General features: G+C 59.0%; 17 protein-coding genes. 9 read left to right on the forward strand and 8 right to left on the reverse strand.

What is annotated here, in order from left to right:
- Window positions 1-5: 5 nt before the first annotated feature.
- From MPN23_RS01545 to MPN23_RS01555, 3 genes are all read right to left on the reverse strand, one after another.
- Window positions 6-1,163 (reverse strand): putative sulfate exporter family transporter, encoded by a 1,158-nt coding sequence (locus MPN23_RS01545; protein WP_243545712.1) that lies wholly within the window; start codon window positions 1,161-1,163, stop codon window positions 6-8.
- 34 nt (window positions 1,164-1,197) lie between these two features.
- Complete coding sequence (locus tag MPN23_RS01550) at window positions 1,198-4,098, reverse strand: hypothetical protein (protein ID WP_243545713.1); 2,901 nt, start codon at window positions 4,096-4,098, stop codon at window positions 1,198-1,200.
- A 292-nt stretch (window positions 4,099-4,390) separates the two neighbouring features.
- Complete coding sequence (locus tag MPN23_RS01555; protein ID WP_243545714.1) at window positions 4,391-4,987, reverse strand: NAD(P)H-dependent oxidoreductase; 597 nt, start codon at window positions 4,985-4,987, stop codon at window positions 4,391-4,393.
- A gap of 212 nt (window positions 4,988-5,199) precedes the next feature.
- Between MPN23_RS01555 and MPN23_RS01560 the strand changes: the two genes are divergently transcribed.
- Genes MPN23_RS01560 through MPN23_RS01575 form a run of 4 tightly spaced genes read left to right on the forward strand, consistent with a single transcriptional unit; the run spans window position 5,200 to window position 8,954 of the window.
- Entirely contained in the window at window positions 5,200-5,712 is a 513-nt protein-coding gene (locus MPN23_RS01560; protein WP_243545715.1) for an ATP-dependent zinc protease family protein, read from the forward strand.
- Between the two features lie 12 nt (window positions 5,713-5,724).
- Complete coding sequence (locus MPN23_RS01565; RefSeq protein ID WP_243545716.1) at window positions 5,725-7,245, forward strand: inactive transglutaminase family protein; 1,521 nt, start codon at window positions 5,725-5,727, stop codon at window positions 7,243-7,245.
- 4 nt (window positions 7,246-7,249) lie between these two features.
- A complete protein-coding gene (locus MPN23_RS01570; protein ID WP_243545717.1) occupies window positions 7,250-8,191 on the forward strand; it encodes an alpha-L-glutamate ligase-like protein in 942 nt (313 codons plus the stop codon).
- Window positions 8,166-8,954 carry a hypothetical protein gene (locus tag MPN23_RS01575; RefSeq protein ID WP_243545718.1) on the forward strand — a complete coding sequence of 263 codons (789 nt, stop codon included), beginning with the start codon at window positions 8,166-8,168 and terminating at the stop codon, window positions 8,952-8,954. The genes MPN23_RS01570 and MPN23_RS01575 overlap by 26 nt, the downstream gene beginning before the upstream one ends.
- Window positions 8,955-9,034: 80 nt before the next feature.
- Here the strand turns inward: MPN23_RS01575 and glgP are convergent, their stop codons facing one another.
- The 5 genes from glgP to MPN23_RS01600 all read right to left on the reverse strand — a co-directional run bounded on the left by glgP (window position 9,035) and on the right by MPN23_RS01600 (window position 18,282).
- Complete coding sequence (glgP, locus tag MPN23_RS01580) at window positions 9,035-13,252, reverse strand: alpha-glucan family phosphorylase (protein WP_243545719.1); 4,218 nt, start codon at window positions 13,250-13,252, stop codon at window positions 9,035-9,037.
- Between the two features lie 42 nt (window positions 13,253-13,294).
- Window positions 13,295-14,494, reverse strand: a complete 1,200-nt coding sequence (locus tag MPN23_RS01585; RefSeq protein WP_243545720.1) for a glycoside hydrolase family 57 protein — start codon at window positions 14,492-14,494, stop codon at window positions 13,295-13,297.
- A complete protein-coding gene (locus MPN23_RS01590) occupies window positions 14,491-15,777 on the reverse strand; it encodes a glycosyltransferase family 4 protein (protein WP_243547418.1) in 1,287 nt (428 codons plus the stop codon). The genes MPN23_RS01585 and MPN23_RS01590 overlap by 4 nt, the downstream gene beginning before the upstream one ends.
- A gap of 2 nt (window positions 15,778-15,779) precedes the next feature.
- Complete coding sequence (locus MPN23_RS01595) at window positions 15,780-17,738, reverse strand: amylo-alpha-1,6-glucosidase (protein ID WP_243545721.1); 1,959 nt, start codon at window positions 17,736-17,738, stop codon at window positions 15,780-15,782.
- A gap of 301 nt (window positions 17,739-18,039) precedes the next feature.
- On the reverse strand, window positions 18,040-18,282 hold the full coding sequence (locus MPN23_RS01600; RefSeq protein ID WP_243545722.1) for a hypothetical protein: 243 nt from the start codon (window positions 18,280-18,282) through the stop codon (window positions 18,040-18,042).
- A gap of 780 nt (window positions 18,283-19,062) precedes the next feature.
- On the opposite strand from MPN23_RS01600, the gene MPN23_RS01605 reads away from it, so the two are divergent.
- The 5 genes from MPN23_RS01605 to MPN23_RS01625 all read left to right on the forward strand — a co-directional run bounded on the left by MPN23_RS01605 (window position 19,063) and on the right by MPN23_RS01625 (window position 23,833).
- Window positions 19,063-20,067 (forward strand): formamidase, encoded by a 1,005-nt coding sequence (locus MPN23_RS01605; RefSeq protein ID WP_243545723.1) that lies wholly within the window; start codon window positions 19,063-19,065, stop codon window positions 20,065-20,067.
- Window positions 20,068-20,278: 211 nt separating this feature from the next.
- A complete protein-coding gene (locus MPN23_RS01610; protein ID WP_424450060.1) occupies window positions 20,279-21,556 on the forward strand; it encodes an L-lactate MFS transporter in 1,278 nt (425 codons plus the stop codon).
- Window positions 21,557-21,856: 300 nt separating this feature from the next.
- Window positions 21,857-22,090, forward strand: a complete 234-nt coding sequence (locus MPN23_RS01615) for an FmdB family zinc ribbon protein (protein WP_243545725.1) — start codon at window positions 21,857-21,859, stop codon at window positions 22,088-22,090.
- Window positions 22,091-22,132: 42 nt separating this feature from the next.
- Window positions 22,133-23,146 (forward strand): urea transporter, encoded by a 1,014-nt coding sequence (gene yut, locus MPN23_RS01620; RefSeq protein WP_243545726.1) that lies wholly within the window; start codon window positions 22,133-22,135, stop codon window positions 23,144-23,146.
- A 126-nt stretch (window positions 23,147-23,272) separates the two neighbouring features.
- Entirely contained in the window at window positions 23,273-23,833 is a 561-nt protein-coding gene (locus tag MPN23_RS01625; RefSeq protein ID WP_243545727.1) for a hypothetical protein, read from the forward strand.
- The last annotated feature ends 106 nt before the right edge of the window (window positions 23,834-23,939 follow it).

A 23,939-nucleotide genomic window follows, 5' to 3' on the forward strand; every position in this document is an offset into this window, starting at 1 on the left:
CTCCTTTATTCCGGCAGCAGGCCGGTCTTGACGCAGATCAGGATGACGGCAAGCAGCACCGCGATGCGGACCGTGCCCGCGATGCAGGTCACGGCGAATCCCTTGAAGCCGTGCCGGGTGATCTCGCGAAGGGGGATGCTCAGGCCCAGAGCCGCGGCGGCAAGGGAGAAGTCCCATTGCACCATGTTGAAGATGGCATGATGCGCAGGTTCCCTGAACACGTGCAAACAGGTCAGAATCCACATGAACACGAACACGCCGAGCCAGATCGGGAAGGACTTGATGCCCCGGGTTGCCAGTACTTTTTCGTTGTCGCGATTGCGCAGCTTGCGCACGAACATCACGATGAATACGTACAGAAAACCTGCGGGCATGATCACGTGGCGGCCCACATCGAACCATGTGGCGTAGCGTCCGGCCTCATAGCTGTGGCCGAAGGCCGCATACAGGGACTGAGCACCGTTGCCGATGGTCGTTGCCGTTGCCAGTCCGAAGTATTTGGCCGGGATGCCGATCCATTCGCCCAGAAAGGGCAGAATGTTCATGGCAATGAGTCCGAAGCCGATCACGCAGGCCACGGAGTTGACCACCTGACCGCCCTTGGCCTTGATCAGGGGCATGAGAATGGCGCAGGCATGCGGATCGCCCGTTGCCAGTCCGCCTGCGATGATGGAACCCTGACGGTCGTCCAGCTTGAGCAGTCTGGACACGTAGAGCACCACGGTGGCGGTCAGGAACAGGGAGCCGGTGCAGATCAGGATGGGCACCGCGCCGAGCTTGGCTGCATGGCCGAGCATGAAATGCGGGGCCAGCATGATGATGCCCAGCGGCATGAGCATGTGAATGTAGCTCAGGCCGCGTTTCCAGCAGTCGGGCACGCCGAACACGTTGCCGATGATCAGTCCCATGAGCAGGGGATTCCATACGAAGTTGGAATTCATGACCTGAAAGAAGGACTGGTGATTGACCGGGCCGATCACGCCGTCCAGCCATGCGAACAGGTTCTGCAGGGTGAACGGATTGGGTACGCCCGCAAGGTTGTTGCTGAAGATGGCAATGAACAGCATGGCCAGCAGTCCGGGCAGCACGGCCTTGAACTCGTAGAGCGCGCTGAAGATCGACCGTCTGGTCTTGTCGTATTCGATGGAAGCGTTTGTCGTCATATCGTTTCTCGTTGTTTGTCTTCGAAGTGCAACGCTAACGGCGGATATGGGCGGAACCGCCGGTGTTCACCGAGCCGCTCAGCTTTTCGGCCGGGGCGTGATGCCCGGTGCGCCAGTAGTCCATGTAGGCGAGTCTGGGCAGCATGGACAGGCGCAGGAAGCCCTCGATGGTGCCGTTGACGCCCACGAGCACGTCCACGTTGTTTCTGGGGCGGAAGGCCAGATTGTCCGTGGTGTAGCTCTTCTTCTTGTACCGGGTCTCGATGTGCCATGCGTGGATCATCTCGCCGTCGAAGTCGTCGATCACGATGGTGAACAGCGGCTCGCCCTTGGCGTTTTTCGGGCCCTCGTAGACCGGATGATCCCTGTCCAGAATGATGGGTTCCGGGTTGTCGAGCAGCACTTCGTTGAGCTGGTAGCAGTGGCCGCACACGTCCGGGCGGACCATGAAGCGCGGATCATGCTCGAAGGGCGTGTCGCGTTCCAGTTCCTGAATTCTGGTGAACAGGTACAGATTGACCTTGCCCTTCCCGAAGGGCTTTCTGATGTCCAGTTCGGCCATGACGTCGCCCACCTTGAACTGCATGGCGCGCGCCACGTCCTGATGCTGGGGCAGGAGTTCGCGGGCAGCGTCGTCGAGGGGTCCCAGAACTCTGGATGCGATCTCGTTGCCCTTCCTGTCGGACAGGGTCAGGCTGATGGTGCCTGCCTCGGCATTCATGTCCGTGCAGGTGAGCACGTACTTGCCGAGCTTGGCGGTTTCGCCCGGAGCAAGGGAAACGCCCTTGGGCTTTTGGTAGGTGAAGCTGATGCCCTGAATGGACGGGGTTCCGAATTCCTTGATCTTCACGTAGTTGGAACCCACGTATTCCGGCACGATGTAGGTCGCGCCTTCGGAGAAGACTTCGGGCATGTAGTAGCGGTTGTTGCCGTTCTTGTCGAAGCCCTGCGCCACGTAGAAGTGCGCGCCCCAGCGGTTGCCCGAGTACTTCATCAGGCTGAGGGAGGCTACCGGGCGATCGTCCAGATAGGTGTGTCCGGTATAGCGGAGGGCCTTGTTGCGCACGCCCAGCAGTTCGTCCTGCCAGTACATGAGGTTGCCGTCGCCCATGGGCTGGTTCTTCCAGAAGTCGAGGTTCAGGTTCTTGCGGACAAAGGTACCGGATGAGAAGGTCGCCAGATAGGCGCGCTTGCCCAGCATGAAGAAGGATTCGCCAGCCAGAGTGCGGATGTTGCGCGCGTTGCGCGAGGTGTAGCACAGGCCTGCGGGCGGAATCACGATGCGGTTGTTCCTGTAGTCCACGTAGCTGCCGCGGATCATCACGGCTTCGGCGGACAGCAGACGTTCGCGGCTGCGGTTGCGCGAAATCTTGCGCTTGAGTCCCTTGAGACGGGGCACGAACGGCGCGGTGTGATCAGGCTCGTAGAAGGAGCTGTTGGAAATGACCTTGGGATAGGAAGTGAATCGGGATTCCTCGACCACGGTATCAAAGGAGGAATCCGCCAGACGCGTCAGGAAGCTGCGTTCGATCATGGGTTCCAGCACGGGCGAGGAGCCGAGAAAGAAGTCCATGTCCAGACGGCCTTCCTTTTCCCAGATCACCATGTTGTCCGTACGCATCATGTAATAGTCGCGCACGTACAGGTTGCGGATCACGTCCTTGTCGAATCCGTTGGCCACGACCTTGAAGGCCGGACGGTTCCAGATTTCCGAATACTTGATCGGGCCGTCGTAGCTGTCGTGCTCGTTGTCGAAGGCCACGGGATCGGCATTCTCGATGAGCAGGCGTTGCAGCATGCCGGTTTTGAGATTGGGCTCGAGCACCACGTTGTAGCGGTTGTCCAGAGGCCATGGCTGGTGATTTTCCACGGTCACCAGATCCCGGTAGACAACAAAGGAGAAATAGCCGCTGCCGTGACCGTGGGATTTGCTGGTGGACCAGGGCACGAAGTCCGAATCCTTGAGAAAGGTCGGGTCCATGTGGATTTCCACGCGCATGTCCAGTTCCGGGACGGTCAGGTGGTAGTTGGCCTTCTCTTTCTGGCTGGTCTTGTATTCCTGTGCGGAAACCGGCTTGATCAGCTTTTCGGCCAGCACTTCGCTGCCGGTCAGGTTGGTGACCCGGACCAGAAATCCGTCCGGACGACGGAAGGCGTAGATGCGTTTGTTCATGTACACGCGGTAGTCTTCCTGCCGGACTTCCAGAATGATGGGGCGTTGCAGGGAGAACGTGGCACGCGTGATTTCGGGAAATTCGATCGACTTGAACACTGCGTCGTCGAAGTCGATCCTTTCGGCCACGTACTTGCTCGCGCCGAAGTGGTAGGTGTTGTCCAGATAGAATTTTTCGAGCTGGGGATTGAGTCCTTCCTTGAGGGAAAGCTTGCGCACTTCCTCGCGGCCGGGAAAGACCGTGGCAATGGGAAATTCCAGAGGCCAGCCGCCGGAGGGCGAAATCAGGGCCAGCTCGGCGTAGGGTTTGTCGTAATGGTCGGTGGAGTAGTCGAACCAGAGACGGTAGCCGGTGTCGCCCAGTGGCTTGCGGTCGCCCTTGTTCAGCGCGATGTTTTCGAACTTGCGGGTGGTGACATCCATATCCACCAGATAGGTATGCTCGCCGAGCATCAGAAAGGGATCGCGGGCAAACGGTCTGGCATCGTGCGAGGTCTCGGAAACGTAGAAAAGACCTCCGGCCGGCACCATGCCCTTGCCGTCCTTGATGGAGCTGCCACGCAGGACAATGGCCTCGGACAAGTGTTTTTTCTGTCCGAGGCGGTTTTTGAAAACCTTGTTCCTGAGGCCCGCGAGATGCGGCAGGAAGGTCATGTCGGCAGCGGGAGACAGGCCGTGCGGGTCTGTCGCGGCCATGCCCGATTGCGGAAGCGCAATGAGCAGCGCCATTGCGATGACCAGAAATCGAAAAGTGTTCTTCATGTCGTGTTCCTGAGAGAGTCGGTTGTTCAAAAGTCCTTGGACATATGTCGCCCTCCAGTAAACAAGAAGCGTACCAAAAAGATTCCAAAAAAATATTCGTTTAAAAACGATATGTTGTGAGTTTTGTGATTCGTGAGGATTTTGATGATGTGCGGCGTCCCGCACACCGTTCGCAGGGCGGTGAGGAGTTGCCGCACAGTGGGCGGGGACGAGATGGCGTGGTGATTTCAGTACGAAGAAAAGCCCTTCCGGAATTTTTCCGGAAGGGCTTTTTCCTGTCTTCGGTTTCCGGTCAGGAGGCCGGTGGAAGGAATCTGTCCAGATGTTCGGTGAATCGTTGCAGGTCCGCTTCGATTTGCGGGGCCTTCTTCACGTCAAAGCAGGCAAAGGTGGGGAGCGGCGTCATGCCGAAGAACTTGAAGTTGAGATGCACGGGCAGGAACAGGTCGTCCACGCTGCTGCCCGCAAAAAAGACCTGCGATGGATTTTCAAAGGCTTCGGCCGGGGCGTTGAACGTCAGCGAGAGCATGTATTTCCGGTCATGGAGCGAACCGCCGGTTCCGTATTGCCTGTTTCCGTCCTGCCGCGTGCGGCCGTCGCCGTCGCTCAGGCGTCCGTCGATGCCCCCGGTGTAGACGAGGTCCATGTATTTCTTGCAGCTCCAGGGGACGCCCATCCAGTTCACCGGGGCCTGAAGGATCACGACATCGGCCCAGACGTGCTTTTCCACTTCCTCTTCCACATCGTAGTCGTTCAGCATGGTGGTTGTTTTGACCGCATGGCCTTTTTCGCGCAGATTGGCTTCGGCCATTTCCGTCAGCGTGCGGTTCAGCCGTCCCGGAGAAAACGGGTAATGCTCGTGTCCGTTGAGGATGAAGACGTTTTTCACGGTGCTCTCCTGTGTTTGGGAGAAAAAGGGGGAGTGCTGCGGCTCTCGGTCCGACCCGACATCGGCCTGTTGCCGGATTTTGCCATTGGGATACCCTGTTTCAATGCTTTTCGCCAGTTTTGGGCGCAATATCTCGTTGTGGCCGGACTTGCTTCGATTGGGAAGCTCGGCTACAGGTTCGGGCGAAAGGTCTGGCTGGCCTGGAGGACTCTATGCAGCGAATCGGAATAGTTTTCATGACCTGTTGCCTGTTGGTTGCGCTTGTCCGGCCCGGCGCGGCATTGGCCGAGGATTCGGTTCTTGTTGCGGGATGGGTGGAGCAGGTGCTTGTTTCCTCGCCGCTGGAAGAATCGTCCGTGGCCGTTGCCGCCAAACTGGACACCGGAGCCCTCACCTCGTCGCTGCATGCCGAGGAGGTTCGCGAAGACGAGCAGAAGGGCCTGGTTCATTTCCTGTTTGTGACGGATGACGGGAGTCGGGTCCCCATGACCTGTCCCTTTGTGCGTCATGTGCGCATCAAGCGCCGTCCGGACGGCTATCAGCGGCGGACCGTGGTGGCAGTCAGGCTCCGGCTCGGGGGCAAGGTGCTGGATACGGAAATGAATCTGACGGATCGGTCCAACTTCAACTACCGGCTGCTTGTCGGCCGCCGGGACCTCGCACACGGCGTTCTGGTGGACGCCTCCCGCAAAAACGTGCTCCGGACGATCCGGGGGAGCGATTAGGAATTACCCGACGTGAACAATTTTCAGCATCGGTTCCTCGTGCTGCTTCTGGCATGCGTGGGACTCTCCGTGTTTGCCTACAAGGTATGGTTTCTCGGTTTCCCGTTGCTGCCGGGGCAGACATCCGCCTTCTGGAAGGTCGAGGCCCACGTGGATTTCGAGGCGCAGTCCGGCCCGGCAAAGATTCGGTTGCAGACCCTGGACCGCGTACCCGGTTTCGTGGTCACGGACGAGCATTACATCGGTGGCCGCTTCGGGTTGCATACCGTGACCAGAAGCGGCAATGCCGAGGCTGTCTGGTCCAGACGCAAGGCCTCTGGCAAGCAGGATATCTTCTATTATGCCACGTTGCGTCCGGAAAGAAACTGGTCGTGGACTCCGTCTTCGGAGCCGCCCCGGTTGTTCGATCCGGGCTTTTCTCCGGCGGAACTCACTGCCGCGGACGCACTCCTGAGCAAGGCGGGCATGGAGTCCGCCGATCTGGAAACCTTTGTGCCCCTTCTCATGAAGGCGCTGCTGCATCCGGGCAGCGATCCCAATGCAACCTATCTGCTGCGCGATGCGCACAGTCGGCTCGAGGCGGTGAACATGGCCGTCCGTGTCCTGAGCCTTGCGGGCATTCCGGCCCAGTCGGTCCACGGCATCGATCTGGTTACCACCAGCGCAGCCGAGGTCCGGCACTGGCTGGAAATTCATGACGGAACCCAGTGGCGCATGTTCGATGTGGCCCGGGACAGATTTGCCACCCCGCGCGATTTCGTGCCGTGGTGGCGGGGCGACGCGCCTTTGCTCGCGGCTTCGGGCGTGAAAAATCCCGAGGTCAGGCTGTCCGTGGTCAAGGACACCATGGCAGCCATGGGCGACGTGAGCGAGCGTTTGTCCGCGACCGGCAGTCCGCTTCTGGAATATTCCCTGCTCGGCCTGCCCGTAAGGGCGCAGGCCATGTACCACATGCTTCTGCTCATTCCCGTGGGCGCGCTCCTGCTCGTGTTTCTGCGCAATGTCGTCGGCTTTTCCACCTTTGGCACGTTCATGCCCGTGCTCATTGCCCTGTCCTTTCGCGAGACCGAACTGGTCTGGGGATTGACCCTGTTCTCACTGGTCATCATTCTGGGGCTGGCCGTGCGCCTGTATCTGGAGCATCTCAAGCTGCTGCTGGTTCCCCGGCTGGCCAGCGTACTCATCGTGGTGGTGCTGCTCATGGCGGGCATCAGCATTGTCAGCTACAAGCTGGGCATGCCGCGCGGCATTTCCGTGACCCTGTTCCCCATGGTCATCCTGAGCATGACGATCGAGCGCATTTCCGTGATCTGGGACGAACTCGGGCCGTGGAACGCGATCCGGCAGGCGCTCGGCACCATGGGCGTGGCCGTGCTTACGTATGTGGTCATGATCAACGATCTGGTCGGTCATCTGGTTTTCGTGTTCCCGGAACTCTTTCTCGTGCTGCTGGCCCTGACCCTGCTGCTGGGCCGGTACACGGGCTACCGTCTCATGGACCTTGTCAGGTTCAGGGCGTTTCTGGACAGGTAGGGGCATGCGCAATCCCTTTGCAAGGCTGACCCGGGCCGGAGTCGTGGGCATGAATCTCCGCAATGCGGACTATGTCCTGCCCAACAATCCGCGTGAGCGGTATCCTCTGGTGGACGACAAGTTCATTACCAAGGAGCTTGCCGTGGCTGCCGGGCTGAATGTGCCGGAACTCTATGGCGTGGTGCGCGCTCCCCATGAGGTGCGCGACGTGCCGCACATGCTGGAAGGCCATGACGCGTTCGTGGTCAAGCCGGCCCGAGGTTCGGGCGGCAACGGCATTCTCGTGGTGTCGGATCGGCTCGGAACGCGATTCCGCAAGCCCGACGACTCCCTTGTCGCCATGGACGAGATATTCTTTCACGTCTCCAACATCCTGAGCGGCATGTACAGTCTGGGCGGCATGCCGGACAAGGCGCTCATCGAATACTGCGTCCGGTTCGATCCCGTGTTCGACGAGATCGCGTATCAGGGAGTGCCGGACATTCGCATCATCGTGTACAAGGGCGTGCCGGTCATGGCCATGCTGCGGCTGCCCACCCGGGAATCCGATGGCAAGGCCAACCTGCATCAGGGCGCAATGGGATGTGGCGTGGATATTGTTTCTGGCGTGACCACGACCGCGGTCTGGAAGAATCGGACCGTGGAGCAGCATCCGGATACGCTCAAGCCCGTGGCCGGGGTCGCCATTCCGGGCTGGACCGAACTGTTGCGGCAGGCCTCTCTTGGCTACGATGTCACCGGGCTGGGATATCTTGGCGTGGATTTCGTGCTGGACCGGGACAGGGGGCCGCTCATGCTGGAACTCAATGCCCGCCCCGGATTGGCCATTCAGATAGCGAATCTTTCCGGACTGCGGCCGCGTCTTGACTGTGTGGATGCCGCAATCGAAAACCTGCATGACGTGGAGGAACGGGTTGCCTATGCAATGCGTGCGTTTGGCTCGTAGTCTGGCCGCGATTCTCGCTCTGCTGCTTGTCTGCGGCTGCGTGGCCCTCAAGGGCAGGACGCAGACTCCGTCCGTATCAATCGTGTCCCCGATGCCCGAGGAACCGGGCGTGGTGCCCATCAAGGTTGACCTCATGGGCGTGGGGCGCGACGTGGAAGTGCGCCGTGTCCGGTTTGCCACGCTGCATCCCGGGGAGCGGCGATCCGTGCAGCAGGGCGAGGACCTGCTTCGCGTGGGCCGTTATGACGAGGAGGTCCTGCTGCTGCCCAAGATGCGCGCATCCCGGGATTTCCGCATCGTGCTGGATGACGACACGCCCATCGTGTTCGACGGCTATTCCAATGTGACCTACGAATGCCTGCGCGTGGACCGCTGGTTCAAGACCCTGCTTTTCGGCGGGGTGTTCGGCATGCTGGAAATGGACGATACCCTGGCCTCCACGTTCTATCTTCCCTCGGGCCTGCACGGCAAATATCGGTCGGTTCAGGGGCGGGTGGAGCCTGCGAACGTGACGTTTCGTCGTGTGCGGCGCACGCATGTCATACCCGAGACCGAGAATCAGTATGTCTTGCGGTACATGGGCAAGCAGGGCATGCAGCTTGAGTTCGAACTGCGCCGATTGTGCGGCGGAAGCCGTCCCCGGGTGGTGCAGCGCGAACGGATTCTCGTCCCGTTGGGCGCGCCTCTGGCCGAAGTGGCCGGACATGAATTTCGCATTCACACGGCAACGCCCGAAATTCTGGACGTGACCCTGATACGCTGATCGATGTCAGTGGATTGTTGCACGAGAAAAGGCGATCCCGGATTCGGGATCGCCTTTTTCCTTTTCATTTTCGTCCGGGACTAGCTCCAGCGTATCAGTCGGGTTTCGTGTTTGGCCCCCAGCCCGGGATGCACGGGAATGACTCTGACCCCGTAACGACTTTCTCCGGGGAATGAAGGGGCGTATTCGGCAACGAATTCCAATGTATTGGCTTCGCTGTGCTTGAGGCTCATGGGCACGCATTCGATGATCGTCTGCTCGTCGGGAGTGGCTACCACCATTTCCACGAGCAGTTCGTTGTCTAGAAGCTGTCCCTTGTCCACCCTGGCCGTGACTGTCATGGCATTGCCCAGTCGGAATACGTCGCCATGAATGCCGCTCACGTTTATTTCCCTGATGGTCACGGTGGAAAATCGTCCCGGAATGCGTTTGCGCCATTCCCCGATTTCCCGGGCCAGTTCATGATCGTTCCTGTTGCGCTGTGCGGACAGCTTAAGAGCCGGAATGTACATGGTGTCCATGTATTCCCGGACCATGCGATGCGTTCCGTACTGGTGGAAGGCGTTTTTCATGGCCTCCTTCATGCGGCGCACCCAGGCGTGGGGCACTCCATCGCCGCCCCGGTCGTAGTATTCCGGGGCCACTTCGCTCTCCAGCACCGCGTACATGTTGTCCGCGTCCACGATGTCCTGATTGACCTGCGTTTCATAGACAAGCCCCTGACCGATGGCCCAGCCGTTGTGACCGTCGTAGGCCTCGTCCCACCAGCCGTCCAGAATGCTGCAATTGGGAACGCCGTTGACCGCAGCCTTCATGCCGCTGGTGCCGCTGGCTTCCATCAGCCGGATGGGCGTGTTGAGCCACACGTCCGCGCCCGAGACGAGCAGGCGGGCCAGCCGGATGTCGTAGCCTTCCAGAAAGACCACGTGGCCCAGAATGTCATCCTGTTTGGCCAATCGGCTGATCAGACTGATGAATCCGGCTCCGATGGTATCCGCCGGATGCGCCTTGCCCGCAAAGATGATGTTCACGGGTCTGTCCTGATTCAGGAATATCTCCTTGACCTTGTTCAGGTTGTGGAAGAGCAGGGTCGGTCGTTTGTATGCGGTGCATCGCCGGGCAAAGCACAGGGTCAGATGGTCCGGATTCAGGGCGGACAGGAATTGGCGGAGACGGTTCGGCGGTTCGCCCTCGCGTTGCCACTGTTCCGAGACGGAGCGGTGGATTTCCTCGTAGAGCCGATGTTTCAGCCGGACATGGGTGTCCCACAGACGGCGGTCGTCGATCGAGTCGATGCAGTCCCAGCCGTTGCCGTGCAGAAGCTCCTGATGCACGGACAGGCCGCAGCTTTCCTCGATGGCGTGGCGATGCTCCTCGTCGAGCCACGACGGGATGTGCACGCCGTTGGTGATGTGGCCGACCGGGACCTCGCCGAGCAGGAAACCGCGCCACAGGTCCATCCACATGCGCCGGGACACGTCGCCGTGCAACCGGCTGACGCCGTTGCGGAGACAGGAGAGCTGGAGCGCGAGCACGGTCATGTTCAGATGGTCGGCTTCCTCGGCATAGATGTGGCCGAGGTTCCACAGTGCGTCCCACGGCACGCCCATTTCCTCGGCATAGCCCCGGAAATAGTTCTCCACCAGCGACTTTTCGAATCGTTCGTTGCCCGCCGGGACCGGGGTGTGCATGGTGAATACCGTGGAGCCGCGCACCACTTCCTTGGCCGTGGCAAAGTCCAGACCATCGAGAAACATGAGCTGCCGGATGCGTTCGAAGAGCAGGAACGCGGAGTGACCTTCATTGAGATGATGGATGCTCGGTTCGATGTTCAGGGCCTTCAGCAGCCTGACCCCGCCCACGCCGAGCACGATTTCCTGTTCGATGCGTCCCTTGGAGGATGGCTCGTACAATCGGGCGGCGATGTCCCGGTCCGTGCGGGAGTTCTCGGCCACATCCGTATCCAGCAGATAGAGCTTGGCGCGCCCCACGCGTACTTCCCATATCTGGGCGTACACGGTGCGGCCCGGCATATCCACGGTGACGAGAATCCGTTCCGTGTCGTCCTTCTGGAGCTGGGTGATGGGCATGGCCGCGAAATTGTTTTCGCGGTATTCCACCACCTGTTCTCCGTTGCCGTTGATGCGCTGGTGGAAGTAGCCGTTCTTGTAGAGCAGGGAAATGCCGATGAACGGCAGGTTCAGGTCGCTGGCCGACTTGATGTGGTCGCCTGCGAGCAGGCCCAGTCCGCCGGAATAGATGGGAATGGCCTCATGCAGCCCGAACTCCATGGAAAAGTAGGAAATCGGGTTCTGCCATGTAATGCCCTTGTATTCGGCGTTATCCGATTCGGCCATGTATGCGTCGAATCGTTCCATGACGCCGGTGAAGCGCGCCATGAATTCCATGTCCCCGGAAAGCTGGTTGAGCCTGTCGCGGTCCATGGTGTCCAGAAAGCGGATCGGGCTGTGTTCGCATTCATGCCATTTGTCCGCATCCATCCATTCGAAGAGCTCCTGGGAATCGCGATGCCAGACCCACCAGAGATTGTTGGCCAGCTCCCGGAGTCGGGTCAGCGCCGGGGGAAGTTCGGTGACCACATTGAAGGACCGAAGGCGTGGCTGGGTGGTGTTGACCCCGGAGAAGCTGACCGCCTTGCCCGGAGCCGCCGCCATGCGCTGCACCCCGGCAATGCGTTCCTTGCGGATTTCCGCAGCCAGCTCATACGCCTCGACATAGCGGGGATAGAAGTGTTCCCATGTGGCTTTCTCGGCAGCGTCCCGCGCCCGGGCACTGCGGTCGATTCGTTCATCCTCGGACCAGCTCGTGAAGTCGTGGAGATGATCCGCGAGCTTGGCCGCTGCCGTGGCGTAGTCGTCTTTCAGCCGGTTGAGCACGTGAACTCCGGGGTTGCCGTCCGGGAATTCCTCCATGATCCACTGTCCGAATCCGGCGCGGTCGGATGTGACCGTGGGTACGGAAAACGCCGCACTCTCCATGGGCGTATAGCCCCACGGTTCGTAAAACGAAGGGAAGACCGTCAGGTCCATGCCGGACAGGGCCTCGTAGTATTCCAGATTGAGCACGCCATCGTTGCCATCCAGATACACCGGAATGAAAATCACGCAGCAGCGGTTTTCGGGCGTGTTGTTCAGCTGCTTTTCCCGGCAGCGGGCCACGATGGGATCATGGTCCGCATTCCCCAGATGATGCGTGGCGATTCCCGCGTATTTTTCGATGCCGTACCGCTCCTCCTTGAGCAGCCTGCGCGCTTCGTCGCTGAATCCGGCATATCCGCAGCTCACCAGCATGAAGGAGACCACGGTGATGTCGGTTTCCGTCTTGGCAAGGCGAGCGTCGACTTCGGCCAGACTGTCCAGAAGCAGGTCGATGCCCTTGTTGTGAAATTCATATCTCCCGCTTGTGGCGACAAGCAGGGTCCTTTTCGGATCCAGTTCCCGTTCCAGAAAGCGGGAGGCCAGTTCCAGCAATTGCTTGCGCGCCTCCCGGCGAGTCTGGGCCACCGTGGCCGGTTCGGCGAATCCTTCCAGATTGAAGCCGTTGACCGTAACCACGGCCGGGTTGGTGCCCAGCAGGTGGCAGGCTTCCCTGCGCGTGATGTTGGACACCGTGGTGAAGCAGTCTGCCTCGCGCGCGGAGACCGATTCCATGGAGTGCTTGGCGGACACGCCCACGGCCTTGGCTTCGAGGGTCGGTTCGATTTCTTCCAGTCTCTGGTAGATGTCCGTGCCGGAACCGGACATGGCGCGCCCCAACATGGTGGCGTGCGTGGTCAGGACCGTGGATACACCGGGCGCGTGCTTTTTCAGGTAGAGCACGCCCGCACCGGACATCCATTCGTGGAAATGGGCAAACACGTCCGCCACTTCGGCCACGTCGTCATAGGTTTCCTTGATGGCCATGGCCGCGGCCGTGCTGAAGAGCACCGGCTCGATGTAATCCCATGCCCCGGTCATGGAATCCACGCCGAAATCGTTCCAGAGTTGGAAAAGCAGCTTGTCCGAGGCGGGAAACGCATTCTGGAAGCCGATGAGCACGGCCCACGGTCTGCCGGGGATTTCCCATTTCCCGGTTCGGGTTTCAATGCCCTTGGCGCGCAAGCGTTCCAGCGTCGGCACGATTTCCCCGGGTGGATCGCATGGTTCGAATCCCGGGTTGCGGTCGAGCAGGGGGCCGACGGCCACGTAGCGGCCCTTGAATGCGAGCATGGCTTCGGCCGCCTTGCTGCTGATCACGGTGTGGATGCCGCCCACCTTGTTGCAGACTTCCCATGACACTCTTCAAAAAGCCAACAGTTTTCCATGCCTTTTCTCCTGTGGTCAGGCGCCTGCCGGGCATTCCGTCACCCTGAGCGCAAGATCGTTGAGCGCGTTCATGTAAGTGATGAACGCCTGATGCGGGGTCTCGTAGGGATTGAAGTACTTGTGCACGTCGCCGTCGGAAAACCATTTGGTGCACATGTAGTAGAAGTGGTCGCTGGTGAGCAGTTCGCGCCAGTTGGCGATGAGGTCGTCGTCTCCGGTCGCCAGAACGTCCCTTTCCAACCTGTAGGCCAGTTCCGCAGCCTGATCCTGCATGGGATTGCCGAGCCAAGCCGTGACATCACGCTCCAGATCAGCCCATGACGTGAAATGGGGCACGTCGAGTTGGGCCACGGGATCAAGGCGGGCCGCGACTTCTGCCGGGGTCTGGAAACAGAAGTCGGGATGCGTCAGGATGCTGCCGGGAAGATTGCGGAAAAATTGGAATATTCCGGTGTCGGCCCACTGGTGTTCGCCCAGCGTCTCGTAATCCATGAACAGATTCACGGTTTCACCGCTGCCTGCCACGGCGTGGACCCATCGTGCGTATTTTTCCGTGGTGATGGGCCATTCGTTCCAGTTGCGGTCCGAGAAACGGAAGGCCACGTCGTCGGACAGCCGATAGTTCTTGAGCAGGGCCTTGAGCTTGCAGCAGCCGGAAGGCTGGTAGATGAAGTTGGGTGATCTCCAGCCAAGACTCTGGTCCGCGCCTTCAGCCAGAATGACCTTGTAGCCCATTTTTTCCACTTCCAGGGCAAGGTCGTTGTTGTAGATCAATTCCGTGTTTCGGAAGGTCACGGGTCTGGACCCGAAGAAATCCTCGAGCACCCGACCGTGCATGATTACCTGCCGCCGGAATTCCTCGCGCGAAAACAGGAAGGCCAGTGAATGATAGTGGGTCTCCCCGATGAATTCCACGCACCCCGTGGCCGCGAGTTCCCGGAAGGATTCCAGCACCTCGGGGCAGAATTCCTGAAACTGTTCCATGGCCACGCCCGTGATGGCGTAGGAGATGCGGAACCTGCCGTCGAATTCGCGGATCAGGTCGAGCATCAGCCTGTTGGCGGGCAGGTAGCATTTGTGCGCCACCTTGAGCAGGATTTCCCGGTTGGCGTTCTCGTCGCGGTACAGATGCCTGCGCCCGATGTCGAAGAACGTGTATCCCTGATCCAGACGCATGGGCTGGTGCACCTGAAAGTACATGCAGATCGAGATCATGCCCCACCTCCAGCCAGTTCCCGGTAGACGGCGAGCACGCGTTCGGCAGCGCGTTCCCACTTTACCTTTTTCAGCGTTTCCATGCCTTGTTTGACAAGGGTCGCGGCCCGTTTCTCGTTTTCCAGAATGTCGAGAATTTCAAAGGCCAGCCTGTCCACGTCCCAGAAGTCGATCGTGACCGCCTCATCCAGAATTTCGGCCACGCCCGACTGCTTGGAGACAATGGCCGGAACATTGTAGACCATGGCCTCCAGCGGGGTGATGCCGAATGGTTCGGACACGCTGGGCATGACGTACAGGTCGCTCATGGCATAGATGCGTTCCACGTCCGCGCCGCGTACGAAGCCCAGAAAATGGAACTTGTCGGCCATGCGCAGTTCGGCCATGCGTTCGACCATGCGCGGAAACATGTCACCCGACCCGGCCATGGCGAACCGGACGTGCGGATTCCTTTCGAGCACCCTGGCCGCGGCCTCCACAAAGTAGTCGGGGCCCTTCTGAAAGGTGATGCGTCCCAAAAACAGGACCAGTTTCTCCTTGAAGGGTTTTTCCAGCTTCATCTGGCCGAATCGACGTTCCTTGGATACCGCGTTGTGCACCACCGATATTTTTGCCGGATCAATGGAATACCGCTTCACGATGGTTTCCTTGGTGAAGTGGCTGACCGCAATGATGCGATCGGCCGCTTCGAATCCGGCGCGTTCGATGTCGTAGACCCGCTGATTGATGTGTTCGCCGCTTCGATCGAATTCCAGTGCATGGGCGTGGACCACCAGAGGTTTGCCGGAAATGCGTTTTGCCTCCACTCCGGCCGGGGCGGTCATCCAGTCGTGGCAATGGATCACGTCGAAATCCTCGGATGCGGCGACCTGCCCGGCAACCACGCTGTAGCGGATGATTTCGCTCATCAGGCTGTCGCCGTAGCCGCCGTGAAAATCGCCGTTGGCCTGCCCGAGTACGTCCGAGATGGTGACGAATTCGTCCCGCTCCAGCATGTCCCGGTATTCCGTTTCCGTGATGTAGGGCCGCAACGGGGAGAGCACGGCCAGTACGTTGACGCGTTCGCGCAGTTCCCTGATGGCGGCCTTGCCGATCCTGAATCTGATCCGGTTTGCCCCCACAAGGGTCAGGTGGCTGGCTTCCTCGTCGGAATCCAGCCTGGGCAGGACAAAGAGGATGTCCGTGCCGTGCGCGGCAAGTCCCTTGGTCAGGCCGAGACAGGCCGTGCCCAGCCCTCCGGAAATGTATGGAGGAAACTCCCATCCGAACATGAGTACCCGCATGATCATTTGCTCCCGAGCAGCTTGTTGAGGCGGATAGCCTCTCCCACGCTCCACGCCTGGGCTATGCAGCCCTTGGGCTCGTGTGGCGGATTTCCGGTGTAGATTTCCGGGATGGAGAAGATGCCGAAATCATCCGGAAAGGAGCGGAGTATGGGCTTGAAGTATTTTCTGAGAAACGCCTTGGCTCCGGCCTTGTCCTCTGCCTGCCGGATCAGGGCTTCGCCGAAATGTCCGGCCAGCCAGGGCCAGACCATGCCCTGATGGTAGGCCGAGTCGCGCGCGTTTGCGTCGCCCCGGTAGAACGGGGAGTAGTGCGGATTGCGTGGGGAAAGCGTGCGCAGACCATGGGGCGTGAGCAGGTGTGCCTGCACCGTGCCGATGACCGCGCGCATCCTGTCCGTGTCCAGCATGGAGTGGGGAAGGGAGGCTGCAAAGACCTGATTGGGCCGGATGGATTCGTCGCATCCGTTGCTGTTCACCACGTCGCACAGGCAGTTGTCGCGCGTGTTCCAGAAGCGGGATGTGAAATTTTCCGCCAGCGTGTCTGCGGCCTGTCCGGCACGCGCTGCAAGTTCCGCGTCTTCGTGGCGCATCAGTTCCAGAAGAAAGCGCAGGCCGTTGTACCACAGAGCGTTGATCTCCACTGCCGCGCCATGGCGCGGAGTCACAGGGCCGCCGTAGGCCTGGGCATCCATCCAGGTGAGCTGGGTGTTTTCATTGCCTGCATGCAACAGGCCGTGCTCGTCGAGAAAGCACAGGGGCACCCGGCCATCCAGATGGGCCCGCACGATGTTCTTCAGGGCGGGATAGACCCGGTCCATGACGAATTTTCGCTTGCCTCCGGCCTTGAGGTATTCCTGCACGGTCCAGAAGAACCAGAGGGAGGCGTCCACCGAGTTGTAGGCCAGATGTTCGGATGACTGGTCCAGATAGTTGGGCAACAGACCGTCCCGTTCCAGCCCGGCGTAGGCGGCAAGCACCTCCTCGCCGAAGTCGAGGCGTCCGGTGTGAAAGGCCAGACCGGGCAGGGCGATCATGGTGTCGCGACCCCATTCCCCGAACCAGTGGTAGCCCGCGATCACGGACGCGAATCCGGACGTGTTGCGGATCAGGAACTGGTCGGCTGCGTATTTCAGCTGCCGGACGGCCCGGCAACGGTCCCGGCAGGATGCGAATGCGGTTTCCCTGCGCTCCATTTCCCGTTTGCGGAGGCGTTCCGGATTGCCCAGCGGTTCGGTGGATGCCGCGAATATCACGGGTTTGCCCTTTTGCAGCGCGGTCTCGAACATGCCGGGGCAGAACAGGTCCTCCTGATAGTCGAAGCCCCGGGCGCGTTCCATCAGGTATTCCACATTGTATGTCCATTTGGGGCCGGGAAAGAATTCCGAGGAACGGCTTGTGCCCATGTGGAGAGGGGGCATGCCTTCGTAGGGTTCGATCTTGCACCCGTTGCGTTCCGGATAGGTCTTCGGCCGCAGGAACATGTTTTCCCGGGTCAGCTTGTGGATGCTGCGGAAGGCCAGAAGAGGGCGGATGCGCAGGGTCGGGCTGACCTTGCCTTCGAGCAGTTCGTAGCGCAGCAGCACCGTGTTGCTGCCATGCACCATGAGCATGGTCTTGCGAATGACCGCGTCGCCGATCCGGTAGGTGATGGACGGGCAGAGATTCTGTTCGAAGCCTTCCACGAACTGATGTCCGGTGGGATGGTACACCCCGGGATACTTGTTGGTGGACAGAAGGAATTCCCTTTCATCGGCAATGACCGAGGTCTCGACCTTGGACAGCAGAACAAAACGGCCTTTGGGATTGTTCAGAGATGCCACAAGCAGACCGTGATATTTGCGCGTATGACAATTGATGATCGTGCTCGACGCGTATCCGCCGAGGCCGTTGGTGTCGAGCCACTCCCTGCGGGTGGCTGTTTCCGTGTTGACGCACTCGTCCCTGGGAATGTGTTTCATGCTTCACCGCCGATGGGGAAAAACAATTTGCAACAAGCCGGAAAAGGCAGTTTCCTACCTTTGACTTAGATAGAAAAAGGCAAGTCTCGGCAAGCGAAAAGCGGTGACGGAATGTTATTTTTTGAAAACGGAGGGGAAATGTCGAGCAGGGCGGATCGGAAAAGGGGGACCGGAGAAAAGGGGGATGGCCGATTTGTCGTGAGGGAGGTGACGTATCGTGTGTGTTCCGGATGGGCGGAGGAGATGCGAAAAGCCTTGGGGTGTCAGGCTTTTCTCACAGCGGCCATCCCCTTTTTCATGGTCAGCCGGCCAAGGCCGGCTTGAACTTGTTAAGGAGCCAGTTGCGGGCCTGGGCTGCCCGTTTCGGACTGCCCAGCTTGTCGAGTTGGACCGGGTGGATGGTCCCGGAGGCCCGAATGCGCAGACGGCGCCTGATTTTTCTGTTTATGGTGATTTCCTTGCCCTTGTAGAGCATGGAAACCGGCTCTTCCCAAATGCATATGAGTTTGCGACAGTCGTCTGTCAGTTTCATTTCCATCTTCATTTCTACTCTCTCTCCTGAAGAAAACAGATACCGGCCCGTTTTTCGCCGGGCTGGATATTCCGGCCATGCAACCGGCCGGGAGGCGTATTTTCGTGATTCCGGGGATTTGCCGGAGCGTGAAAATTTGCTCAGTCCGAGTCGGGCTGGGCACTCTCCTGAGCAGCAAGCGTGCCAGCATGATGTGTGTCTTTCCTAACTGTCTTGTTTCATTGGCAGAATATCTAAATCTCGCGTAAGGCGGTTTTATCTTGCCCCACAAGTTTTCTTGTGCGCGCCGGGCTGATCTTGAGTGGGAGCCCCCGGATTGCGGGGGGATGCGCGGTGAATACCAGGATTCTTGTAGCCTTTGTTTCTTTGTCGGACTTGCCGGAAGTCTGCGTCGGCAAGACACCGAACCTCTATTAATAGGTGTTGATTTGTCTTTGGCAAGGGGCGGGAAAAAATATTTCGGCCTTGTGCCAAATTTCTCGAGGCCGAAGAAACTCCCACAAGCAAAACGTGATGCACAATTCGAGTGGTAGGCGTGAAAAACGGGCATTGACGGGCGTTAGCGCAAGGCAATGCTCAGTGGCTACCATGTTTGTTGTGGCACATGGCAGGGGGGCGTATTTTCGTTTCTTGGATGCTATTCTAATAAAATCAGTGTGTTAAGTAGTCTGTGCAAAAGTGGCACGGTTGTCGCTTAGAGGGAAGCAACTGTTCAGCAAGAGCTGGCAAACATTCTCTGGTTTTACTGTAGTGGCAATCAATTAAAATGTACTAACTGATTTGGAGGAAAAAATGGGTAGCATCGGTAGCATAAGCCGTCCGTCTGAAGGTATGCTCATGGGTCTGGTTCAGTACCCCGTGCCTGTTGTGAACTCTCGCCGTGACATCGAAGCCAATGTCGATCGTATCTGCGAAGCCACCGCCAACACCAAGGCCGGTTACCCGGGCATGGACCTCATCGTCTGGCCTGAGTACAGCTCCCAGGGCCTGAATACCAAGAAGTGGGTTACCGACGAATTCCTGATGGACGTTGAAGGCCCCCTGTTTCAGAAGTACGCCCAGACTTGTAAGGAAAACGACATTTGGGGCCTGTTCTCCATCATGGAGCGCAACCCCAACAAGGACCAGATGCCGTACAACACTGCGGTCATCTTCAATAACAAGGGCGAACTCGCTCTCAAATACCGCAAGCTGAACCCCTGGGTGCCCATCGAGCCCTGGATGCCCGGCGACCTCGGCCAGCCCGTGTGCGACGGCCCCGGCGGCAGCAAGCTTTCCGTCTGCATCTGCCACGATGGCATGTTCCCGGAGCAGGCCCGCGAAGCCGCGTACAAGGGCTGCAACGTGTACATCCGCATTTCCGGCTACTCCACCCAGGTCAATGACCAGTGGATTCTGACCAACCGTTCCAACGCCTGGCAGAACCTGATGTACACCGCTTCCGTCAACCTCGCTGGTTACGATGGCGTGTTCTACTACTTCGGCGAGGGTCAGGTCTGCAACTTCGACGGTACCACTCTGGTTCAGGGTCATCGTAATCCCTGGGAAATCGTTACCGCCGAAGTGTTCCCCAAGATGGCCGATCAGGCCCGCACCGACTGGGGTCTGGAAAACAACATCTACAACGTCGGCACGCGCGGCTATGTCGCTGTTCCGGGCGGCGTGAAGGATTGTCCGTACACCTGGGTCAAGGACTTCGCCAAGGGCGAGTATCACCTGCCTTGGGAAGACGAGATCAAGATCAAGGACGGCTCCATCTACGGCTACCCGACCACCGGCGGTCGCTTCGGCCTGTAGTTCGCCACTGAGCCCTAAACAGTGACGCAAAGGTCCCGGAGGCGTTCTCGTCTCCGGGGCCATCCCGGGCCGGATGTTCCGAACCGGGGATCTTGTGTTGCATTCGAAAAACAACCTGCAACTTCTTCGCAACGCGCCTTTTCAGCCGACTCTTGTTTCCGCTCCGGTGCGGAACTGTCGACATTGTAGAAACTAAAAAGGTTCAATTACCATGGAAAAAATTAAAAATCGTTGGCTTATAGCAGCCTGCGCCGTGGGAGTGCATCTCTCCATCGGTTCGGTCTACGCGTACAGCGTGATGACGCTTCCGCTTAACAACCTGCACGGCTGGCTGAAAAGCGACATCACTCACGCATTCAGTCTTGCAATTTTCTTTCTCGGTTTGTCCGCAGCATTCCTCGGACCCACTGTGGAAAAGATGGGCCCCAGAAAATCCGGTCGCCTTTCCGCCTGCTTTTATGCATTGGGCATGTTCGGCACCAGCATGGCCGTGAAGACCGGCTCCCTGTGGCTGTTCATTCTCTCCTATGGCGTGATCGGCGGCATTGGTCTGGGCACGGGCTACATCACGCCGGTTTCCACCTTGGTCAAATGGTTCCCGGACCGCCGCGGTCTGGCAACAGGCATGGCCATCATGGGCTTCGGCTTCGGCGCTCTGGTGTTCGGCCCTGTCATGGCCAAGCTGTTTTCCATCATGGCGATCTGGAAGGCCTTCCTCGTGTTGGGCGTGGTCTATTTCTGCCTGATCTTCAGCTCCGCCCTGTACATTGCTGCGCCGCCGAAGGGTTGGCTGCCCAAGGGCTATGACCCGAAAAAGGCTGCTGCCGAGGGCAAGCGCGTGATCAAGAAGGACCTTGCCCAGCTGACTGTCCGCGAGGCCATTCGCACCAGGCGTTTCTACTACATGTGGATCATGCTGTTCATCAACATCACCTGCGGCATCGCCCTGATTTCCGTGGCATCGCCCATGGCGCAGGAAGTCACCGGCATGTCCGCCATGGCTGCGGCCACGATGGTCGGCCTCATGGGTCTTTTCAACGGCGGCGGTCGTCTCGGTTGGGCCACCCTGTCCGATTATCTCGGCCGTTCCCGTACCTTCATGGCCTTCTACATCATTCAGATCTTCGCCTTCCTGGCTCTGACCAAGGTGACGGATGCCGTGGCTTTCCAGGCCCTGCTTTTCCTCATCCTGACCTGCTACGGCGGTGGATTTTCGACTCTGCCCGCGTTCCTGGGCGACATGTTCGGAACCAAGCAGCTCGGCTCCATTCACGGCTACACCCTGACCGCTTGGGGTTGCGCCGGAATCGTCGGCCCCACCATCGTGACCGAGGTGCTGGAGATGACCGGCAGCTATTCCGGAACCCTGTACATCTTCACCGGATTCCTGGCTGTGGCTCTTGTAGTGTCCTGCCTCATGGTTCTGGATCTTCGCCAGAAGCGCAAGCTCCAGATGAGTCAGGAAGCTGCGACTTCCATGCCCGGCTAGATCGCGTCTTCTCCCATCCAGCCGTAGACGTCCTCCTTGGCCCCGCCCGAGCAGCATCGGGCGGGGCCTCCGTCTATCCTTGCCGCAAGTCCCACCAGCAAAGTTGTGGGTACAGTTTTGCTTGTCACCCAAGAGTCAGGCGGTCCGCGGCTTTTCCGATTCCCCGGTGTGGATGTCACAAGAAACGTTGTGGGGCTTTGTTGGATGTCTGTGATTTTTAGTACAATGTTTTCAAGTGTTTATTAAGATTGTCATACTTGGCACGATTGTCGCTTTGTCTGTGAAAAAAGGGAGGAACATATGCCTATCTACGAGATGCATTGCCGGGCGTGCGGAAGGGATTTCGAAACCCTGGCCCGGATCACCGAGGAAACCATCCCCTGCGTTCACTGTCAGTCCGCGGACACCTACAAGCACATATCGTCCACGCACTTCAGGCATGCCGATCATTGGATGCGCAACATGATGGGCGCCATGCACAAGTCGCAGGAGCGGGATCAGTTGAAAAAGGAAATGGAAAAGGCCGTGTCCTGATGGACCCGGCGTTCAACAACAACGCACGAGAGAGGTTCTTTTATGTCTGAAGGGAAAGGGCTTGCGGAGAATCCGCTGTTCGCATTCGGCGATGCCGTGCTTCGCGGATGCGGGCAGGTGATGTTTCAGAACAATCCGATTACCGGGCTGTTGTTTTTCGTGGGAATGTTCGTCAATTCCTGGCAACTCGGCATATGCGCGCTGCTTGGCACGATCGTGTCCACGGCCGTGGCCTGGATGCTTGGTGCGGACAAGGGCGCGATCAGGGCCGGACTGTTCGGGTTCAACGGCACATTGGCAGGCGTGGCTCTGCCGTTCTATTTCGTGTTCAGCCCGGAACTGCTGTTGTACGTGGTCGTGAACGCGGCCTTTTCCACGGTGATCATGGCCGCGCTCATGAACTTTCTTGGTCGCTGGGGCATTCCGGCCCTGACCGCGCCGTTCGTGCTGGCCACCTGGACGCTCATGTTCTGCGCGTCCAAGTTCGGGGCTCTGCACTCCGGACCGCTGCTTGCGGTTTCCGTGCCTGATCCTTCGGCTCTGATTGAACTCGGCAACGTGAGCCTTACCACCTTCTGGCACGGCGTGACCAAGGGCGTCGGCGAAGTCATGTTTCAGGACAATGTGCTTACCGGCCTGATCTTCGTGGTCGCCATTCTGGTCAATTCGCGCATTTCCGCGCTTTTTGCGGTGATTGGTTCCCTGGTCGGACTGGTAACGGCCCTGATCATGCAATCGCCTGAAGCTCCGGTGCGTCTCGGCCTGTACGGATACAATTCCGTGCTGTGCGCCATTGCGCTGGGCGGCGTGTTCTACTTCCTGAACTGGAAGACCTTTCTGTACGCCGTGGGGTGCATGATCATCGGTGCCATTGCCACGGCTTCCATCAGCGCCATGCTTGCGCCCGTGGGCATGCCGGCCCTGACCTGGCCGTTCATCATCGTGACCTGGTTTTTCCTGTTTGCCAGCCGGATGTTTTCCCGGATCGAGGAAGTGCCCGCGGACAAGGGCGGCACTGCCGAGGAAAACCTGCGACTCAAGAAACAGGCTGCATAGTTGTCGTGGGCCTTCCGCGCGATTGCTGGAGCGCGGCATGTGCCCATACACTTGGGTAAGGGGACCCGGGCCGCTGGTTTCAGCGGCCCGGTCCTGTCAGAACGCATCCGATACAGAGGAGAAGTCATGACTGTTTCCCACAAGCGATATGCCTATTGTGCCAATGAATCCTGTCCGCATCTCATGTCCGGGAACACGTATCCGGACGATGCCCGGGGCATGTTCGTTCGTGAAATCGAAGAGGGCGGGCATCCGTCCGACTGTCCCTATTGTGGGGTTCCCATGAAGAGCGCCTGTCCCGGGTGCGGGCATGTGCTGGACTCCCGGCCCATGCGCTTCTGTCCGTTTTGCGGCGTGGAATTGCTCAAGGCCAGATCCGAGGTTGTGAATTGTCGGGTTTGCGGCCGGCCCATCATGGGGGCGGAAAAAAATCCCATGGATATTCCCTTGTGTTCGGAGCGGTGCATCAGCGAGTTCATCGCGCGAAACGTTCGGGTTTGCGATCAGTGCGGAAAGCGGTTCAACGCAGCCGATGAACACTCCGGGGGCATGGCCGACATCGCATTCGATGGCGAAGACGGCGTTGCCAGGGACTTCTGTTCGGTCGAATGCATGAACACCTATGCCAAAGTGAACAAATGTAATGAGGATGATGTAATAGCAGAAACGATAGCTGCATGTCTCTAGTCTGTTCGTTGTCGCGATAAAGTCGATAGGTGGTTGAGTTTTAAAAGCAAGGTGAATGATCTCATAATTCGTTTGTCAGGTTGACGCGATTGTTCCATTTGGGTAC

This window comes from Pseudodesulfovibrio tunisiensis (assembly GCF_022809775.1).
GTDB classification, from domain to species: Bacteria; Desulfobacterota; Desulfovibrionia; order Desulfovibrionales; family Desulfovibrionaceae; genus Pseudodesulfovibrio; species Pseudodesulfovibrio tunisiensis.

Coding starts and splice junctions, on each gene's coding strand:
- MPN23_RS01545 (WP_243545712.1), bottom strand. CDS start 1,163: ATGACGACAAACGCTTCCATCGAATACGACAAGACCAGACGGTCGATC.
- MPN23_RS01550 (WP_243545713.1), bottom strand. CDS start 4,098: ATGAAGAACACTTTTCGATTTCTGGTCATCGCAATGGCGCTGCTCATT.
- MPN23_RS01560 (WP_243545715.1), top strand. CDS start 5,200: ATGCAGCGAATCGGAATAGTTTTCATGACCTGTTGCCTGTTGGTTGCG.
- MPN23_RS01570 (WP_243545717.1), top strand. CDS start 7,250: ATGCGCAATCCCTTTGCAAGGCTGACCCGGGCCGGAGTCGTGGGCATG.
- MPN23_RS01575 (WP_243545718.1), top strand. CDS start 8,166: ATGCAATGCGTGCGTTTGGCTCGTAGTCTGGCCGCGATTCTCGCTCTG.
- MPN23_RS01585 (WP_243545720.1), bottom strand. CDS start 14,494: ATGATCTCGATCTGCATGTACTTTCAGGTGCACCAGCCCATGCGTCTG.
- MPN23_RS01590 (WP_243547418.1), bottom strand. CDS start 15,777: ATGCGGGTACTCATGTTCGGATGGGAGTTTCCTCCATACATTTCCGGA.
- MPN23_RS01595 (WP_243545721.1), bottom strand. CDS start 17,738: ATGAAACACATTCCCAGGGACGAGTGCGTCAACACGGAAACAGCCACC.
- MPN23_RS01600 (WP_243545722.1), bottom strand. CDS start 18,282: ATGAAGATGGAAATGAAACTGACAGACGACTGTCGCAAACTCATATGC.
- MPN23_RS01605 (WP_243545723.1), top strand. CDS start 19,063: ATGGGTAGCATCGGTAGCATAAGCCGTCCGTCTGAAGGTATGCTCATG.
- MPN23_RS01610 (WP_424450060.1), top strand. CDS start 20,279: ATGGAAAAAATTAAAAATCGTTGGCTTATAGCAGCCTGCGCCGTGGGA.
- MPN23_RS01615 (WP_243545725.1), top strand. CDS start 21,857: ATGCCTATCTACGAGATGCATTGCCGGGCGTGCGGAAGGGATTTCGAA.
- yut (WP_243545726.1), top strand. CDS start 22,133: ATGTCTGAAGGGAAAGGGCTTGCGGAGAATCCGCTGTTCGCATTCGGC.
- MPN23_RS01625 (WP_243545727.1), top strand. CDS start 23,273: ATGACTGTTTCCCACAAGCGATATGCCTATTGTGCCAATGAATCCTGT.